Here is a 17,509-nt window from a genome sequence, read left to right on the forward strand (position 1 = left end):
GCGGCCTCCGCCACCCGATCTCCTGATGCCTGGTTACGCCGCGGTCGAGTTCCGGATGCTGTATCTCCTGTCGGACCTGAGCGGCACGCTCTCGCCCCTCAACGTCTTTCGCTACATCACCTTCCGGACCGGCGGCGCGCTGTTCACGGCGGGCCTGTTCGTGTTCTGGTTCGGCCCCTGGATCATCTCGCTGCTGCGCCTGCGCCAGGGGAAGGGCCAGCCGATCCGCGAGGACGGGCCGCAGACCCACCTCCTGACGAAGCGCGGCACGCCGACCATGGGCGGCCTGATGATCCTGGCGGGCGCCATCGTGGCGATCCTGCTCTGGGCGAATCCGCGCAACCACTACGTCTGGATCACCCTGACGGTGACGCTCGGCTTCGGGGCGATCGGCTTCTACGACGATTACCTCAAGGTCACGAAGCAGTCGCACAAGGGCTTTTCCGGCAGGTTCCGGCTGGCGCTCGAGGCGCTCATCGCGATCTCGGCCTGCACCATGATCGCGGTCTACTCGCCCGCCTCCCTGCAGAACCAGCTCGCCTTCCCGGTCTTCAAGGACGCGCTCCTGAACCTCGGCTGGTTCTACGTGTTGTTCGCAGGCTTCGTGATCGTGGGGGCCGGCAACGCGGTCAACATCACGGACGGCCTCGACGGCCTCGCCATCGTGCCGGTGATGATCGCCTGCGGCACCTTCGGGGTGATCGCCTACCTCGTCGGCAACTCGTTCACCGCGAACTACCTGCAGGTGAATTACGTGCGCGACACGGGCGAGCTCGCCATCGTCTGCGGCGCCGTGATCGGGGCGGGCCTCGGCTTCCTCTGGTTCAACGCGCCGCCCGCGCAGATCTTCATGGGCGACACCGGCTCGCTCGCGCTCGGCGGCCTCCTCGGCGCGGTGGCGGTGGCGACGAAGCACGAGATCGTGCTCGCCATCGTCGGCGGCCTGTTCGTCCTCGAGATCATGTCGGTGATCATCCAGGTCGCCTCGTTCAAGCTGACCGGCAAGCGCGTCTTCCGGATGGCGCCGATCCATCACCATTTCGAGCAGAAAGGCTGGAAGGAGCCGCAGGTCGTGATCCGGTTCTGGATCATCGCCGTGATCCTGGCGCTCGCGGGCCTCGCGACCCTGAAGTTGCGCTAGCGTCGTCGATATGGTCCTTCCCCGGCAAAGCCGCTATCGCCGTCTGCTGGAAGGCCCATGACCCCCGTCACAACCTACGAAGGGCGCCGCGTCGCCCTGTTCGGCCTCGGTGGATCGGGGCTCGCCACGGCGCTGAGCCTGAGGGCCGGAGGCGCCGATGTCGTCGCCTGCGATGACGATCCCGAGAGCATGGAGCGCGCCCGCGGCCAGGGGATCGCGACGGCGGATCTGCGCGCGGCGGACTGGTCCGCCTTCGCGGCCCTCGTGCTCGCGCCCGGCGTGCCGCTGACGCACCCGGCCCCGCACTGGAGCGTGGACCTCGCGAGGGCGGCCGGCGTCGCGGTGATCGGTGATATCGAGCTGTTCTGCCGCGAGCGGGCCCTCGTCGCGCCGGACGCGCCCTTCGTCGCCATCACGGGCACGAACGGCAAGTCGACCACGACGGCGCTGATCGCCCATATCCTGGGGCAAGCGGGCCGCGACGTGCAGATGGGCGGCAATATCGGCACCGCCATCCTGTCGCTGGAGCCGCCCGCGGCCGGGCGCGTCCACGTGATCGAGCTGTCCTCCTTCCAGATCGACCTGACGCCCTCCCTGAAGCCAAGCGTCGGCGTGCTCCTCAACATCACGCCCGACCATCTCGACCGGCACGGCGCGATGGAGAATTACGCGGGCATCAAGGAGCGCCTGATCCAGGGCTCGGACCTCGCCGTGGTCGGCATCGACGACGGGTTCAGCCGCGCCATCGCCGAGCGCCGGACCGGGCCGACGATCCGCGTCCACGTCGTCCAGGGGCCGGGCGAGGGCGGCCTGCCGATCGACGGGCTGACGGCCCGCGGCGGGGGAATCTTCGAGGGCGACGGCCGGCCGGTCGCGGACGTGTCCGGCATCGGCTCGCTGCGCGGCGCGCACAACTGGCAGAACGCGGCCGTCGCGGTGGCGGTCGCCCGCGCCCTCGGCCTGGCCGAGGAGGCGATCCAGGCCGGCCTTCGCTCGTTCCCCGGCCTGCCGCACCGCATGGAGGAGGTCGGCCGGCGCGGCCGCGTGCTCTTCGTCAACGATTCGAAGGCCACGAACGCCGACTCGACCGAGAAGGCGCTGACCGCCTTCCGCGACATCCACTGGATCCTCGGCGGCAAGGCCAAGGACGGCGGCATCTTCCCCCTCGCGCCCCACTTCGATCGCGTCGCCCACGCCTACCTGATCGGCGCCGCCTCGGACGCCTTCGCGGCGACGCTGGAGGGCGCCGTGCCCTACACCCGCTGCGGAACCCTGGATGAAGCGACGAGGGCGGCCGCCGAGGGGGCCGCTGCGTCCGGTGCGCCCGAGCCCGTCGTGCTCCTCTCACCGGCCTGCGCATCCTACGACCAGTTCAGGAGCTTCGAGGACCGCGGCAACCAGTTCCGCGAGATGGTGCGGGCCCTGCCCTGAGCCGCACGCCGCGCTCAGGATGCGATAACCATAAGGGACCATTTACCATTCCGTCACAGGATCGCGGCCGGCCCCGGCCCGCTCCGCCCGAGCGGTCCGCGTCACGGAGCACGCGTAGTCCCATGATGTCCCGCGCGGAACGCACGCCCCTCACGGATTGGTGGTGGACGGTCGATCGCGGCCTGCTCGCGGCGCTCGGCGCCCTGATGGTGGCGGGCCTCGTCTTCCTGATGGGCGGTGGCCCGCCGGTGGCCGAGCGCATCGGCCTGCCGACCTTCTATTTCCTCAACCGGCAGGCGATGTATCTCGCGCCGACGATCCTGCTGATCGTGGCCGTCTCGTTCCTGTCGCTGCGCCATATCCGGCGGCTCGCGCTCGGCACCTGGCTCGTCGGCGTGGCGCTCTGCATCCTGGCCGGCCGGTTCGGCCCCGAGATCAAGGGCGCGCATCGCTGGATCCAGTTCGGCTCATTCGGCCTGCAGCCCTCCGAATTCGTGAAGCCCGCCTTCGTGGTGGTAGCCGCCTGGGCCTTCTCGGAGGGCGCGCAGCGGCGCGACATGCCGGGCGGCTTCCTGGCGATCCTGCTCCTGCCAGTCACCATCGTACCGCTGATCCTGCAGCCCGATTTCGGCCAGACCATGCTGATCACCATCGTCTGGTGCGCGCTGTTCTTCGTGGCCGGCCTGCACTGGTTCTGGGTGGCGGGTCTGGGGGCGGCCGGCCTCGTCGGGGTGTTCGCCGCCTACACGTTCCTGCACCACGTGCGCGAGCGCATCACGCGCTTCCTTGACCGTGATTCGGGCGACAGCTTCCAGGAATTCTGGTCGCGCGAATCCTTCCGCTCGGGCAGCTGGTTCGGCACCGGCCCGGGCGAGGGTGTGGCCAAGCGCCACCTGCCCGACGCCCATACGGACTTCATCTTCTCCGTCACCGGCGAGGAGTTCGGCGTCATCGTCTGCCTGTGCCTCGTGGCCCTGTTCGCCTACATCGTGATGCGCGGCCTCAAGCTCGCGCGGCGCACCGACGACACCTTCTCGCGCCTCGCGATCACCGGCCTCACCACCCTGTTCGGTCTCCAGGCCTGCATCAACATGGCGGTGAACACCCAGCTCATGCCGGCCAAGGGCATGACGCTCCCCTTCGTCTCCTACGGCGGCTCCTCCCTGATCTCGCTCGCGCTCGGCATGGGCTTCCTCGTCGCGCTGACCCGCAAGCGCCCCCGCGTGACCATGCTGAGCCAGAAGCCGCCGGGCACCGCGCCCGCCACCGTCGCCGGGGTGATGCGGTGAGCGTGCTGCAGGCGACGATCCTCCTCTGCGCCGGCGGCACCGGGGGGCACCTCTTCCCGGCCGAGAGCCTCGCCCACGCGCTGCGTGCCCGCGGTGTGAGGGTGGCGCTCGCGACCGACGCGCGCGTCGATTCGATCGCGGCCGAGTTCCCGGCCTCCGAGATCGTGACGATCGCCTCCGCGACGCCCTCCGGCCGTTCCCTTGTCAGGCGGGCGGGCGCCGTCCTGACCCTGGGGCGGGGCTTCGGCGCGGCGGCGCGCGCGATCCGGCGCATCAACCCGGCCGCGATCGTGGGCTTCGGCGGCTACCCGACCGTGCCGCCGGTGCTCGCCGGCCAGATCCTGCGGGTGCCGACTCTCCTGCACGAGCAGAATGCCGTGATGGGCCGCGCCAACGCCTTCCTGGCCCGCGGCGCCCGCACGATCTGCACGGGCTTCGCTGAGGTGCGGGGCGTGCCCGCGAAGGCGCGGGCGCCGCGCATCCACACCGGCAATCCGCTGCGCCCGGCGGTGATCGAGGCCGCCCGGACGCCCTATCCGCCGCTCGGTCCCGAGGACGACCTGCATCTCCTCGTCTTCGGCGGCAGCCAGGGCGCGCGGGTGATGGGCGAGGTCGTGCCGAGCGCGATCGCCGGGCTGCCCGCGGATCTCCGGGGGCGTCTCAACCTCGTGCAGCAGGCGCGGCCCGAGGACCTGACGGCGGTCCAGAACGACTACCTCGCCATGGGCCTGCGCGGCGTCGAGGCGGCTCCCTTCTTCCGCGACCTGCCGGGCCGCATGGCCCGGAGCCACCTCGTGGTCTCGCGCTCGGGCGCCTCGACCGTCTCGGAGCTCGCCGCGATCGGCCGGCCCGCGATCCTGGTGCCGCTGCCGGGCGCGCTCGATCAGGACCAGGCGGCCAACGCCGCGACGCTCTCGGGCATCGGCGCGGCGCTGAGCCTGCCGCAGACGAGCTTCACCCCCGACCGGCTCACGGCCGAGCTGGTCGATCTCTTCGGAAACCCCGAAAAATTGACCCGGGCGGCGGCAGCGGCCAAAAGCGCGGGCATACACGACGCCGCCGAGCGGCTCGCCGAGGTCGTCATCGCGACGGCGGCCGGCGTCTGACGTCCGGCGACGCGCGGGCGGCGTGCATCCCGAGATCAAACGGAACAAGCCATGAAATTGCCCGACCAGCTCGGCCCCATCCACTTCATCGGCATCGGCGGAATCGGCATGTCCGGCATCGCCGAGGTGATGCACAACCTCGGGTATACGGTCCAGGGCTCGGACGCCTCCGACAACGCCAACGTGCGGCGCCTCGCCGGGAAGGGCATGCGCACCTTCGTGGGCCACGACGCCGCCAACGTCGAGGAGGCGGCCCTCGTCGTGGTCTCGACCGCGATCCGGCGCGACAATCCCGAGCTCGCCGCGGCCCGCGAGCGGCGCCTGCCCGTGGTGCGGCGCGCCGAGATGCTGGCCGAGCTGATGCGCTTCAAGTCCTGCGTGGCGATCGCCGGCACCCACGGCAAGACGACGACGACCTCGCTCGTGGCGACGCTGCTCGATGCCGGCAACCTCGACCCGACCGTGATCAACGGCGGCATCATCAACGCCTACGGCACCAACGCCCGCATGGGCGAGGGCGAGTGGATGGTGGTGGAGGCCGACGAATCGGACGGCACCTTCCTGAAGCTGCCCGCCGACGTCGCGATCGTCACGAACATCGACCCGGAGCACCTCGACCATTTCGGCTCGTTCGACGCGGTCAAGGACGCCTTCCGGCGCTTCATCGACAACATCCCGTTCTACGGCTTCGCCGTGATGTGCATCGATCACCCGATCGTGCAGGACCTCGTCGGCCATATCGAGGACCGGCGCATCATCACCTACGGCGAGAACCCGCAGGCGGACGTGCGCCTCATCGACGTGGACCTGCGCGGCGGCCAGAGCCGCTTCCGGGTGATGATCCGCGACCGCCGCCCCGGCTTCCGCCTGGAGATGGAGGACCTCGTCCTGCCGATGCCCGGCAAGCACAACGCGCTGAACGCGACCGCCGCGCTCGCCGTCGCGCACGAGCTCGGCGTCTCGCCCGAGGCCATCCGCCGGGCGCTCGCCGGGTTCGGCGGCGTCAAGCGCCGCTTCACCCGCACGGGCGAGTGGAACGGCGCCCAGATCTTCGACGATTACGCGCACCATCCGGTAGAGATCAAGGCGGTGCTGAAGGCCGCCCGCGCCTCGACCGAGGGCAGCGTCGTCGCCATCGTGCAGCCCCACCGCTACAGCCGCCTGCAATCGCTGTTCGACGATTTCTGCACCTGCTTCAACGACGCCGACACGGTGATCGTCGCCCCCGTCTACGCGGCGGGCGAGCAGCCGATCGAGGGGATCGACCGCGACGGCCTGGTGGCGGGCCTCAAGTCCCGCGGCCACCGGGACGCGGTGGCGCTCGAGCGCCCCGAGGACCTCGCCGGCCTCGTCGCGGGGCTGGCCAAGCCCAGCGACTACGTGGTGTGCCTGGGCGCCGGCAACATCACGCAATGGGCCTACGCGCTGCCGGGAGAGCTCGCGGGCCTGACGCGGTGAGGGCACCGGATCCCGAGCGGACGGCATTCCGCCGCTTCTGGAACGGCGAGGTCATGACCAACATCGATTCCGTCCTGGAGACGACCATGGCCGCGCTTCCCCCCTCTCCCCGCGCGCGGGGAGAGGGCCGCGTCGACCTCGTCGTCGGCGCGGCGAGCGCGCAGGGCGGGGAGGGGGCCTCGACGGATGCGCCCCCTGCAACGCCCCTTCACCCTCGGCTGCCGCCTCGCTTCGCCGACGACGAGGTCGGCAAAGCCCTCTTCCCGCAGGCGGGGAGAGGGGGAGAACCTGCATGACCGACTTTCCCGATCTTGTCCCGCAGATCCGCGCCCGCGCCCCGCATCTGCGCGGCCGCCTCCTGTCCAACCAGCCGCTCGCCGACCTCACCTGGTTCCGCGTCGGCGGGCCGGCGCAGGTGCTGTTCACGCCGGCCGACGAGGAGGATCTCGCGGGGCTCCTCGCCGCCCTCGACGCGAGCATCCCCGTGACGGTAATCGGCCTCGGCTCGAACCTGATTGTGCGTGACGGCGGCGTGCCGGGCGTGGTGGTCCGGCTCGGCGGAAGAGCCTTCGGCGGCGTCGAGGTCGACGGCGAGAGCCTGCGCGCCGGCACGGCGGTGCCGGACATGCGGCTCGCCAGGGCGGCGGCCGAGGCCGGGCTCGACGGGCTCGCCTTCTTCCGCGGGATCCCGGGCTCGGTCGGGGGTGCGCTGCGCATGAACGCGGGCGCCCATGGCGGCGAGACCACGGACGTCCTCGTCGAGGCCCGCGGCATCGACCGGCGGGGCGCCTCGCGCAGCTTCACCCATGCCGAGATGGGCTTCGCCTACCGCCATTGCTCGGCGCCCGATGACGTGATCTTCACGAGCGCCCTGTTCCGGGGCCGGCCCGGCGACCGCGCCGCGATCGAGGCCGAGATGGAGCGTGTCACCGCCGCCCGCGAGGCCGCCCAGCCGATCCGCGAGCGCACCGGCGGCTCGACCTTCAGGAACCCGGACGGCGGCAAGGCCTGGCAGCTCATCGACGCCGCCGGCTGCCGCGGGCTGACCCGGGGCGGCGCCCAGGTCTCGGAGATGCACTGCAACTTCCTGATCAACCGGGGCGGCGCGACCGCCGCCGACATCGAGGGGCTCGGCGAGGCGGTGCGCCGGCGCGTGCGCGAGACCTCCGGGATCGAGCTGCACTGGGAGATCAGGCGGATCGGGATCGACGCACCGGAGGCAGGCCGGTAAGTCGTCGGACGAGCCAGTTGGGAGACGATGCCGTGAAGGGCCGCTCCGTGAGGACCGCCGACTCGAAGGTCTCGGCGGAGAGCCGGACCGTGCTGCCGGCCGAGCTGCGCGAGCGCCTGGGCGTCCGCCCGGGCGACCGGCTGCGCTACGCGCGGGAGCATCACCAAGCAGGCCGGTCTCAAGAAGGACGCATGATGCGCTACGCAATCGTCATCGAGCAGGCGGGATCGAACGTCTCGGCCTACGTACCCGATCTGCCGGGCTGCATCGCCACGGCGCCGAGCGTCGAGGCCGTCGAGCGCGAGATCCGGGACGCGATCCGCTTCCACATCGAGGGATTGCGGGCGGATGGCGAGCCGGTCCCCGAGCCGACGAGCCTCGCGGAATACGTCGACGCCTGAGCGTCCCTGCAAAAACCCGCACGATCATCCTCGGAAACCCGCGAGCCCGCCCATGTCCAAGCACGTCGCCGTCCTGATGGGCGGATGGTCCTCCGAGCGCGAGGTGTCGCTGCGCTCCGGCACGGCCTGCGCCCGCGCCCTCGAGGGACGGGGCTACCGCGTCACCCCTGTCGATGTCGGCCCCGACGTCGCGACCGTGCTGACCGCGCTTCGGCCCGACCTCGCTTTCAACGCGCTGCACGGCCCGGCGGGCGAGGACGGCACCATCCAGGGCCTGCTCGAGATCCTGAAGATTCCCTACACGCATTCGGGCGTGCTCGCCTCGGCGCTCGCCATGCACAAGGAGCGTGCCAAAACGGTCATGAAGGCGGCCGGCGTGAGCGTCCCGGAGGGTTGCGTCGTTAACCGTCGTGATGCCGCCAGGGCACACCCGTTAACGCCTCCGTACGTCGTCAAACCGATCGCGGAGGGCTCCTCGGTGGGGGTCATCATCGTGCGCGAGGGGCGCTCGCACCCGCCCCAGGAACTCGCCCGCGAGGACTGGGCGTTCGGCGAGGAAGTCCTTGTGGAGACTTACGTTCCGGGCCGCGAGCTGACCTGCGCGGTGATGGGGGACCGGGCCCTCGGCGTCATCGAGATCAAGCCGGCCTCGGGGGAGTGGTACGACTACGACGCGAAGTACGCCGCCGGCGGGTCCATTCACGTGTTGCCGGCAGAAATTAAACCAAATGTTTACCAGCGTGTCCAAGAGTTGTCGTTAACGGCGCATCAAGCACTGGGCTGCCGGGGCGTCAGCCGTGCAGACCTCCGTTACGACGACACACCGGGCGGAACCGGTGCCCTCGTCGTGCTGGAGGTCAACACGCAACCCGGCATGACCCAGACGAGCCTTGTGCCGGAGATCGCAGCCCATGCTGGCTTGAGTTTCGGTGAGCTCGTCCAATGGATGGTGGAGGACGCAACCTTGGGCCGCTGAGCCCCGCCGGATATTCCGGCGGCGAGGGCCCGCTCGCGGGCCTTCTGGCCCGGCTGCCCCGCCTCCTCCGGCGCGGCGGCCCGCGCCGCTTCCGGCCGGCCCTGCCGCTGGCCGAGCGCCTGCCCGCCCATGTCGGCATCCTGGGGGTCTCGACCTCCTTCGCGGCCCTCGCGCTGGCCGGCTTCGTGGCGAGCGGCCGCTACGACGCCTTCGTGGCCGAGCAGGGCCGTCCCCTCGACATCCTCGCCCGGGTCGCCGGCTTCGGCGTCGAGCGCGTCACCATCTCGGGCATCTCGCGGATGTACGAGCGCGAGGTGCTGGCCGCCGCCGGCATCGACTGGCGCTCCTCCGTGCCCTTCCTCGACGTGAACGAGGTGCGCGAGCGCCTGATCAAGGTGCCGCTGATCGCCAGCGCCTCCGTACGCAAGCTCTACCCGAACGAGATCGCCATCAGCCAGGTCGAGCGCGAGCCCGCCGCCCTCTGGCAGAAGAACGGCGAGATCAGCGTCATCGCGGCCGACGGCACCGTCATCGACACGATGCGCGACGACCGCTACGCGAGCCTGCCGCTCGTCGTCGGCGACGAGGCCAACGCCCGGCTCGGCGAGTATCTCGGGCTGATCGCGGCCGCCGGCACCCTCGGCGAGCGCATCCGGGCGGGCACCTACGTCTCGGGCCGGCGCTGGACGCTGAAGCTCGACGGCGTCGACATCCGCCTGCCGGAGACGAACCCCGCCGAGGCGCTCGCCCGCCTCGTGCGGATCGAGCGGGAATCCCGGGTCCTCGAGAAGGACATCATCGCGGTCGACCTGCGCATGCCCGATCGCGTGGTGGTGCGCCTGACCGAAGAGGCCGCCGCCGCGCGCGCCGAGGCCCAGAAGAAGACGAAGAAGGGAACGGCGACATGACCCGCCGGCCCCGCCCCCTCCTCCGCCCGCATCCCCTCGTCTCCAGATCCGTTGCCCGGTAGCGTCCGATGCACAGCCACCACGGCCTCACGCCGCGACTGAAGCCGCTCTCCGCCCGCCGGAGCACGACGCTGTCGGTCCTCGACATCGGCACCAGCAAGGTCGTCTGCCTCATCGCCGAGCTGCAGCCGGCCGAGGCGCTCTCGACGCTGCGCGGGCGCACCCACCTCGCCCGCATCATCGGCATCGGCCACCAGCGCTCGCTCGGCCTGAAGGGCGGCGCCATCGTCGACCTCGAGGCCGCCGAGGGCGCCATCCGGCAGGCGGTCCACGCCGCCGAGCGGATGGCCAAGGTCGAGGTCCAGTCGGTCATCGTCAACATGTCGGGCGGGCGCCTCGCCTCCCAGCATTTCGAGGCGCGCGTGAACGTGCGCACCGGCACCGTCACGGGCGCCGACGTGGAGCGCGTGCTCGAGACCGCGAGCGCCCACGGGGTCAGCCCCGGCCGCGCCGTGCTCCATGCCCTGCCGACGGGCTACGCCCTCGACGGCCAGGGCGCCGTGATCGACCCCTCGGGGATGATCGGCGACGCCCTCGGCGTCGACCTGCACGTCGTCACCAGCGAGGCCGCGGCCGCCCGCAACCTGATGCTCGCGGTGGAGCATTGCCATCTCGGCGTCGAGGCGGTGATCGCCACCCCCTACGCCGCCGGCCTCTCGGCGCTGGTCGACGACGAGGCCGAGATGGGCGTGGCCGTCGTCGACATGGGCGGCGGCACCACCAGCGTCGGCGTGTTCTCGGGCGGCCACCTCGTCCATGTCGACGCGGTCGCGGTCGGCGGCCACCACGTCACCATGGACATCGCCCGCGGCCTCTCGACCCGGGTCGCGGCCGCCGAGCGCCTGAAGACGCTCTACGGCTCGGCCATCGCCACGGCCTCCGACGAGCGGGACATGATCGCCGTCCACGGCGTCGGCGAGGACGAGGCCGACGCGCCCACCCACGTGCCGCGCTCGCAACTCGTGCGGATCATCCGCCCGCGCGTCGAGGAGGTGATCGAGCTGGTGCGCGACCGCCTGCGCAACGCGGGCTTCGCCGCCCAGGCCGGGCGCCGCGTGGTGCTCACGGGCGGCGCCAGCCAGCTCGTCGGCCTGCCCGAGGTCACCCGCCGGGTGATGCAGGGACAGGTCCGGATCGGGCGGCCGCTGGGCATCCGCGGGCTGCCCGAGGCCGCCAAGGGCCCGGCCTTCTCGGCCGCGGTCGGCCTGCTGGTCTACCCGCAGGTGGCGCATGCGGAGCATTTCGAGCCGCGCGGGGCAGGCGCCTTCGCGGGCACGGGAACGGACGGCTACTTCTCGCGCGTCGGACGCTGGATTCGCGAGAGTTTCTAGACGGTTGACCGCGGCGGCCCGAGGCGGCCGCGGGACCTCGAACGCATCGGCGCCGGTTTCGGACGCCATCTTGAAATCGGGAAAGTCACGAGAGGCTCGACACCATGGCCATTTCTCTCCAGGCGCCGGACATCCGGGAACTCAAGCCCCGCATCACCGTCTTCGGTGTCGGCGGAGCCGGCGGCAACGCCGTCAACAACATGATCGAGTCGGGGCTCCTCGGCTGCGAGTTCGTGGTGGCCAACACCGACGCGCAGGCGCTGACCTCGTCGAAGGCCGAGCGCGTCATCCAGATGGGCCTCGGCGTGACGCAGGGGCTCGGCGCGGGCTCGCACCCCGAGGTCGGCTCGGCCGCGGCGGACGAGGTGATCGACGAGATCCGCGACCAGCTCTCGGGCGCCCATATGTGCTTCATCACCGCCGGCATGGGCGGCGGCACCGGCACCGGCGCGGCGCCGGTCATCGCGCGGGCCGCGCGCGACATGGGCATCCTCACGGTCGGCGTCGTCACGAAGCCGTTCCAGTTCGAGGGCCTGCGCCGGATGCGCACGGCCGAGGCCGGCATCCAGGAGCTGCAGGCGGCCGTCGACACCCTCATCGTCATCCCGAACCAGAACCTGTTCCGGGTCGCCAACGAGAAGACCACCTTCGCGGACGCCTTCGCGATGGCCGACCAGGTGCTCTACTCGGGCGTCGCCTGCATCACCGACCTGATGGTCAAGGAAGGCCTGATCAACCTCGACTTCGCGGATGTCCGCGCGATCATGCGCGGCATGGGCAAGGCCATGATGGGCACCGGCGAGGCGAGCGGAGAGAAGCGCGCCAACCGCGCCGCGGAGGCCGCGATCGCCAACCCGCTCCTCGACGACGTCTCGATGAAGGGCGCGCGCGGCCTGCTGATCTCGATCACGGGCGGCAACGACCTCACCCTGTACGAGCTCGACGAGGCGGCCACCCGCATCCGCGAGGAGGTCGATTCGGACGCCAACATCATCCTGGGCGCCACATTCGACGAGAGCCTCGACGGCATCATCCGGGTCTCGGTCGTCGCCACCGGCATCGAGCCCGCGCTGATCTCGGCGGTCTCGCCGAACAACCCCGAGATCGTCCAGACCGAGCAGCGCATCGCGGAAGTGGCCGAGCGCCTGCGGGCCGAGGCGAGGGCGCGCGCCGCCCAGCCCGCCCCGGCCGCGCCGCCGACGCCCGCCGCCCTGCAGGCTCACGCCCAGGCTCACGCCCACGCGGCGTCGGCGGGCCAGGGCCTGCCGGCCCGCCCCGCCCTGGCCGAGGCGATGGCGCCCGAGATGCGCGTCGAGGCGCCGGTCGTGCGCGACGACGTCGTCCTGACCCAGTCGCAGCCGCGCGTGGCGATGCCCTACGCCGCCCCGCCGGCCCCGCAGCCCGAGGCGGGCCCGGCCCTCAACGCCGGTCCCTTCCTGCCGCCGCGGGCCGCGGCGCCGGCCGCCGCCCCGCTCGCCCGGGCGCCGCGCATGCCGCAGATCCACGAGCTGCCCCCGATCGGGCAGGCCCAGATCCGCGCCAGCCGCGGCGAGGAGCCGGCCGAGGCCCCGGCCGACTCGAAGCGCATGACCCTGCTGCGCCGCCTCGCCACGGTCGGCTTCGGCGGCCGCCGCGAGGAGGCCGAGCCGGCTCCCGCCCCGGCGCCGGTGCGGGCGCCCCAGCACGCGCTGCCGCCGGCCCCCGCCGCCCCGGTGCGCGCCCCGGCCCCGCCGGCGCCGCAGGGCTACCGCCCGGCGCAGGGCGGCCTCGACCCGCAGGGGCGCGTCGCCCCGCAGCCGCGGATGATGGACGACGACCAGCTCGAGATCCCGGCCTTCCTGCGCCGCCAGGCGAACTGAGCCGAGACTGCCCCGCGGACCCGTTCGCGGGGCAGACCCTCGCCGGAGGCCCTTTCCCGGCCGGCGGCGTCCCGTCTAAGGAGGCCTCCGGCCGCGCGTCCGGCCGACCCGCTGAGGCTTTTCCGCAACAGACCCGGCGCCGCGAGGAGCCGGGTTTAACATGTTGTTAAAACATTGAGCAAAAAGCGCTTTCGGAATCGCTGCGCGAAAGCGTGACTGTAACACAGCGTAAGAATCCGTGATTTGGCCGGGCTTTTGACCCCCGCTATAGAAAACCTCGGAACGAGAAAGCGCGGCGGTTTCGCCGTCAGCGCGCGCAGGGGCTTCAAGCAGCGGACGGATCTCAAAAGGCCGGCACGTCGCCACGCGCGGTGTGCTGCCTGATCGCGGCCGAGGGCTAAGGAATGCGAACGAACCAACAAACCACCCTCAAGGGTCCGGCCACGCTCCGCGGCATCGGTGTCCATTCCGGAAACCCCGCCGAGATCGTCCTTCGCCCCGCTCCAGCCAACCACGGCATCAGTTTCCTGCGCACCGGCATGCCGAGCGGCAACGACCGGCTCATCAAGGCCCACCACGCCTGCGTCTCCGCCACCGAGCTCTGCACCGTCATCGGCGACGTCGCGACCGGCGCGGTCGCCACCATCGAGCACCTGATGTCCGCCCTCTACGGACTGGGCGTCGACAACGCCCTCGTGGAGATCGACGGGCCCGAGATGCCCATCCTCGACGGCAGCGCGCTCCCCTTCGTCAAGGCCATCGACGCGGTCGGCATCACCGCCTGCGGGGCGCCCCGGCGCTGGGTCAAGGTGCTGCGCCACGTCCGCATCGAGGTGGGCCGGGCCTTCGCCGAGCTCCGCCCGATCGACCGGGGCTTCCGCCTCGACGTCGAGATCGATTTCGAGAGCCCGGTGATCGGCCGCAGCCGCAAGGCCATGGACCTCACCGCCGCCTCCTACCGCCGCGAGATCGCGGGCGCCCGCACCTTCGGCATGATGAAGGACGTGGAGCGCTACTGGAAAGCCGGCTTCGCGCTCGGCGCCTCCCTCGAGAACACGGTCGCGGTCGGCGAGAGCGCGGTGGTCAATCCCGAGGGTCTGCGCTTCGCGGACGAGTTCGTCCGCCACAAGTTCCTCGACGCGGTCGGCGACCTCGCGCTCGCCGGCCTGCCCCTCCAGGGTGCCTACCGCTCCTATTGCGGCGGCCACCGGATGAATGTCGGCGTCCTCACCGCCCTCTTCTCGGACCGCGCCAACTACGCGATCGTCGAGGCCCAGGGGACCCGCCGCGAGAGCGCGCTCGCCGAGTTCGGCGTCGGCCTCGGGATCGCGGCCTTCGCGGGCGACCTGTAACCGTCAGAGCACACCGGGCCGCCGATCGCGCTGAGCCCGCGCCCGCCGTTTTCACGCCCGATTTCGGCGCCACGGTGAATCGTCTGTGAAGAGCGGCGCGGCCGCAGGGACCCCGGCCGGTCCGCCGTGGCAGGATGCCCGCTCGACGCGACATCCGTGATGGCTTGACGGCGCAAGCCTCTGCGCAGACAGAGCCGTGCCTGTTGGGGAATGAACCGCAAATGCCTGTCACCTCTCCGAACCGCTCTGCGCTGGCGGCCCTGATCCTGTCGGCGCTGAGCCTCGGTCTCGGCGGCTGCGACGCCCTCGACTCGATCAATCCCTTCGCCGAGAAGTACAAGCCCGAGGTCGTCCCGGACGTCCCCGCGGACAAGCTCTACAGCGAGGGCTTGGCCAAGATGGAGGACAGCGACTACGAGGGCGCCACCAAGAAGTTCGGCGATCTCGACAAGCAGTACGCCTATTCCGACTGGTCCCGGAAGGCGCTGCTGATGACGGCTTACGCGAATTACGAGGGCCAGAAGTACGACGACGCCATCAATGCCTCGAAGCGCTACCTGCAGCGCCATCCGGCGAGCAAGGACGCGGCCTACGCCCAGTACCTGATGGCCATGTCCCAGTATAAGCAGATCCCGGACGTGACCCGCGACCAGGACCGTTCCGAGAAGGCCCTCGTCGCCCTGCAGGAACTCGTCCAGCGCTACCCGACCTCGGAATACGCCGCGGACGCCAAGTCGAAGATCCAGATCACCCGCGACCAGCTCGCCGGCAAGGAGATGGAGGTCGGCCGCTTCTACCTGGAGCGCCGCAACTTCCCGGCCGCGATCAACCGCTTCCGGGACGTGATCAGCAAGTACCAGACGACCCGCCACACCGAGGAGGCGCTGGAGCGCCTCGTCGAGGCCTACATGGCGCTCGGCATCACCCAGGAGGCGCAGAACGCCGCGGCCGTGCTCGGGCACAACTTCCCCGACTCGCCCTGGTACAAGGACGCGCACGCCCTCCTGCAGAACGGCGGCCTGGAGCCGCGCGAGGAGAAGACCTCCTGGCTGAGCCGCGCCTTCTCGTCGCTCACCGGCCGCACCGCCTCGGCGCAGTAGGAACCGGGGGAGGACCCCCGCGGGGACTTCGATCGCGGGCGCGGCCGGCCGGCCGCGCCCGCGACGTATTTTGGGGATGAAGTCCGGGCGACTTCCCCTTACATGACGGCGATCCAGTTCGAAGGGGCTTCCGACGCGGCATGCTCGTGCAGCTTGCGATCCGCGACATCGTTCTGATCGACAAGCTTGAGCTGAACTTCCGCGAGGGGCTGAGCGTCCTGACCGGGGAGACGGGCGCGGGCAAGTCGATCCTGCTCGATGCCTTCGCGCTCGCACTCGGCGGGCGCGGAGACGGGCGGCTCGTGCGCCACGGCGAGAGCCAGGGCAGCGTCACCGCCGTCTTCGACGCCCCCCTCGACCACCCGGCGCGCCTGATCGCGGCCGAATCCGAGATCGACACCGAGGGCGACCTGATCCTGCGCCGGACCCAGATGGCGGACGGGCGCACCCGCGCCTTCGTCAACGACCAGCCGGTGGGCGTGCAGGTGCTGCGCGCCATCGGCGCCGCCCTCGTGGAGATCCACGGCCAGCACGACGACCGGGCGCTCGCCGACCCGACGACGCACCGCGCGATTCTCGACGCGTTCGGCGGGCTGCAGGCGCCGCTCGCGGCGGTGGCGGAGGCCGGCAAGCGCGTGCGCGGCGCGCGCGCGGCGCTCTCCGAGCAGCGGGCCCGGGTCGAGGCGGCGCGCAAGGAATCCGACTTCCTGCGCCACGCCGTCGACGAGCTCGCCACCCTCGACCCGCGGGCCGGCGAGGAGGCGGCGCTGGCCGAGCGCCGCACGGTCATGCAGCAGAGCGAGAAGGTCGCCCGCGAGCTGAACGACGCCCTGGAGGCGGTCGGCGGCCCGAATTCCGGCAGCGCCCATCTCGCCTCGGCGATGCGCAAGCTGGAGCGGCGATCGAGCCAGCTGCCGGCCCTCGTCGAGCCCTGCATCGCCGCCCTGGACGCGGCGCTCGTCGCCCTCGACGAGGCGCGCGCCGTCCTCGAGGCGGCGGTGGCCGAGACCGAGTTCGATCCGCGCGAGCTGGAGCGGGTGGAGGAGCGCCTGTTCGCCCTGCGCGCCGCCTCCCGCAAGTACGACGTGCCGGCCGACGAGCTCGCCGCCCTGCGCGAGCGCTACGGGGCCGACGTCGCCGCGATCGAGGCCGGCGAGGAGGCGCTCGGCGGCCTCGAGCAGGATCTCGACAGGGCCGAGGCCGCCTACGCCAAGGCGGCGGCCAAGCTCAGCGAGGGCCGCAAGCGCGCCGCCAAGGCGCTCGACTCGGCCGTGAAGGCCGAGCTGCCGCCGCTCAAGCTCGAGCGCGCCCGCTTCATCACCGAGATCGCCACGGATCCCGACTCGCGCGACGGGGCGGGCATCGACCGCGTCGAGTTCTGGGCGCAGACGAATCCGGGCACGCGGCCCGGGCCGATGATGAAGGTGGCCTCCGGCGGCGAACTCTCGCGCTTCATGCTCGCCCTCAAGGTGGTGCTCGCCGACAAGGGCTCGGCCCCGACCCTGATCTTCGACGAGATCGATACCGGCGTCGGCGGCGCCGTGGCGGACGCGATCGGGGCCCGCCTCGCCCGCCTCGCCGGGACCGTGCAGGTGGTCGCCGTCACCCACGCGCCGCAGGTGGCGGCACGGGCCGAGACCCACTTCCTGATCGCCAAGGATCCCGTGAAGGGCAGCGACCGGGTCGCGACCCGGGTGGCCTCGCTGCCGGTCGAGGCGCGCCGCGAGGAGATCGCCCGGATGCTCGCCGGTGCCACCGTCACCGACGAGGCCCGCGCCGCCGCCGCGCGCCTCCTGCAGGGCGCCGCGGTCTGACAGGCTCTGACGCCTCGATCGAGGCGCAGAGCGCATCGGGCGGCCCGCGCGA

General features: G+C 71.6%; 15 protein-coding genes. All 15 read left to right on the forward strand.

Features of this window, described 5'->3' with window-relative positions:
- The first annotated feature begins 55 nt into the window (after positions 1–55).
- The 15 genes from mraY to recN all read left to right on the forward strand — a co-directional run bounded on the left by mraY (position 56) and on the right by recN (position 17,457).
- Complete coding sequence (gene mraY / locus WDW90_RS13035; RefSeq protein WP_336487885.1) at positions 56–1,141, forward strand: phospho-N-acetylmuramoyl-pentapeptide-transferase; 1,086 nt, start codon at positions 56–58, stop codon at positions 1,139–1,141.
- A gap of 57 nt (positions 1,142–1,198) precedes the next feature.
- Positions 1,199–2,572 (forward strand): UDP-N-acetylmuramoyl-L-alanine--D-glutamate ligase, encoded by a 1,374-nt coding sequence (gene murD, locus WDW90_RS13040; RefSeq protein WP_336487814.1) that lies wholly within the window; start codon positions 1,199–1,201, stop codon positions 2,570–2,572.
- Positions 2,573–2,694: 122 nt separating this feature from the next.
- Positions 2,695–3,861, forward strand: coding sequence for an FtsW/RodA/SpoVE family cell cycle protein (locus WDW90_RS13045; protein WP_336487815.1), 1,167 nt, complete (start codon positions 2,695–2,697; stop codon positions 3,859–3,861).
- Positions 3,858–4,967, forward strand: a complete 1,110-nt coding sequence (gene murG, locus WDW90_RS13050) for an undecaprenyldiphospho-muramoylpentapeptide beta-N-acetylglucosaminyltransferase (RefSeq protein ID WP_336487816.1) — start codon at positions 3,858–3,860, stop codon at positions 4,965–4,967. Before WDW90_RS13045 ends, murG begins: the two co-directional genes overlap by 4 nt.
- Before the next feature lie 51 nt (positions 4,968–5,018).
- Entirely contained in the window at positions 5,019–6,425 is a 1,407-nt protein-coding gene (gene murC / locus WDW90_RS13055) for a UDP-N-acetylmuramate--L-alanine ligase (protein ID WP_336487817.1), read from the forward strand.
- 53 nt (positions 6,426–6,478) lie between these two features.
- A complete protein-coding gene (locus WDW90_RS13060; protein WP_336487818.1) occupies positions 6,479–6,721 on the forward strand; it encodes a hypothetical protein in 243 nt (80 codons plus the stop codon).
- Entirely contained in the window at positions 6,718–7,656 is a 939-nt protein-coding gene (gene murB / locus WDW90_RS13065) for a UDP-N-acetylmuramate dehydrogenase (RefSeq protein ID WP_336487819.1), read from the forward strand. The genes WDW90_RS13060 and murB overlap by 4 nt, the downstream gene beginning before the upstream one ends.
- A gap of 194 nt (positions 7,657–7,850) precedes the next feature.
- Complete coding sequence (locus WDW90_RS13070) at positions 7,851–8,057, forward strand: type II toxin-antitoxin system HicB family antitoxin (RefSeq protein WP_336487886.1); 207 nt, start codon at positions 7,851–7,853, stop codon at positions 8,055–8,057.
- A 52-nt stretch (positions 8,058–8,109) separates the two neighbouring features.
- Entirely contained in the window at positions 8,110–9,033 is a 924-nt protein-coding gene (locus tag WDW90_RS13075) for a D-alanine--D-alanine ligase (protein WP_336487820.1), read from the forward strand.
- Positions 9,000–9,941 carry a cell division protein FtsQ/DivIB gene (locus WDW90_RS13080; RefSeq protein ID WP_336487821.1) on the forward strand — a complete coding sequence of 314 codons (942 nt, stop codon included), beginning with the start codon at positions 9,000–9,002 and terminating at the stop codon, positions 9,939–9,941. Before WDW90_RS13075 ends, WDW90_RS13080 begins: the two co-directional genes overlap by 34 nt.
- Before the next feature lie 68 nt (positions 9,942–10,009).
- Positions 10,010–11,332 (forward strand): cell division protein FtsA, encoded by a 1,323-nt coding sequence (ftsA, locus tag WDW90_RS13085; RefSeq protein WP_336487822.1) that lies wholly within the window; start codon positions 10,010–10,012, stop codon positions 11,330–11,332.
- A 104-nt stretch (positions 11,333–11,436) separates the two neighbouring features.
- Positions 11,437–13,191 (forward strand): cell division protein FtsZ, encoded by a 1,755-nt coding sequence (gene ftsZ / locus WDW90_RS13090; protein WP_336487823.1) that lies wholly within the window; start codon positions 11,437–11,439, stop codon positions 13,189–13,191.
- 404 nt (positions 13,192–13,595) lie between these two features.
- Positions 13,596–14,543: a UDP-3-O-acyl-N-acetylglucosamine deacetylase gene (gene lpxC, locus WDW90_RS13095; protein ID WP_336487824.1), complete on the forward strand. Its 948-nt coding sequence runs from the start codon at positions 13,596–13,598 to the stop codon at positions 14,541–14,543.
- Positions 14,544–14,764: 221 nt separating this feature from the next.
- On the forward strand, positions 14,765–15,643 hold the full coding sequence (locus tag WDW90_RS13100; RefSeq protein WP_336487825.1) for an outer membrane protein assembly factor BamD: 879 nt from the start codon (positions 14,765–14,767) through the stop codon (positions 15,641–15,643).
- Between the two features lie 140 nt (positions 15,644–15,783).
- Positions 15,784–17,457: a DNA repair protein RecN gene (gene recN / locus WDW90_RS13105; RefSeq protein ID WP_336487826.1), complete on the forward strand. Its 1,674-nt coding sequence runs from the start codon at positions 15,784–15,786 to the stop codon at positions 17,455–17,457.
- Positions 17,458–17,509: the final 52 nt, after the last annotated feature.

This window comes from Methylobacterium nigriterrae (assembly GCF_037106235.1).
In the GTDB taxonomy this organism is placed as follows: Bacteria; Pseudomonadota; Alphaproteobacteria; order Rhizobiales; family Beijerinckiaceae; genus Methylobacterium; species Methylobacterium nigriterrae.

Excerpts from the sequence above, each read along its gene's own strand:
- WDW90_RS13075 (WP_336487820.1), top strand. The coding sequence starts at position 8,110 with ATGTCCAAGCACGTCGCCGTCCTGATGGGCGGATGGTCCTCCGAGCGC.
- WDW90_RS13045 (WP_336487815.1), top strand. The coding sequence starts at position 2,695 with ATGATGTCCCGCGCGGAACGCACGCCCCTCACGGATTGGTGGTGGACG.
- WDW90_RS13060 (WP_336487818.1), top strand. The coding sequence starts at position 6,479 with ATGACCAACATCGATTCCGTCCTGGAGACGACCATGGCCGCGCTTCCC.
- WDW90_RS13100 (WP_336487825.1), top strand. The coding sequence starts at position 14,765 with ATGCCTGTCACCTCTCCGAACCGCTCTGCGCTGGCGGCCCTGATCCTG.
- ftsZ (WP_336487823.1), top strand. The coding sequence starts at position 11,437 with ATGGCCATTTCTCTCCAGGCGCCGGACATCCGGGAACTCAAGCCCCGC.
- murC (WP_336487817.1), top strand. The coding sequence starts at position 5,019 with ATGAAATTGCCCGACCAGCTCGGCCCCATCCACTTCATCGGCATCGGC.
- WDW90_RS13070 (WP_336487886.1), top strand. The coding sequence starts at position 7,851 with ATGCGCTACGCAATCGTCATCGAGCAGGCGGGATCGAACGTCTCGGCC.
- murB (WP_336487819.1), top strand. The coding sequence starts at position 6,718 with ATGACCGACTTTCCCGATCTTGTCCCGCAGATCCGCGCCCGCGCCCCG.
- mraY (WP_336487885.1), top strand. The coding sequence starts at position 56 with ATGCTGTATCTCCTGTCGGACCTGAGCGGCACGCTCTCGCCCCTCAAC.
- recN (WP_336487826.1), top strand. The coding sequence starts at position 15,784 with ATGCTCGTGCAGCTTGCGATCCGCGACATCGTTCTGATCGACAAGCTT.
- lpxC (WP_336487824.1), top strand. The coding sequence starts at position 13,596 with ATGCGAACGAACCAACAAACCACCCTCAAGGGTCCGGCCACGCTCCGC.
- ftsA (WP_336487822.1), top strand. The coding sequence starts at position 10,010 with ATGCACAGCCACCACGGCCTCACGCCGCGACTGAAGCCGCTCTCCGCC.
- WDW90_RS13080 (WP_336487821.1), top strand. The coding sequence starts at position 9,000 with ATGGATGGTGGAGGACGCAACCTTGGGCCGCTGAGCCCCGCCGGATAT.
- murD (WP_336487814.1), top strand. The coding sequence starts at position 1,199 with ATGACCCCCGTCACAACCTACGAAGGGCGCCGCGTCGCCCTGTTCGGC.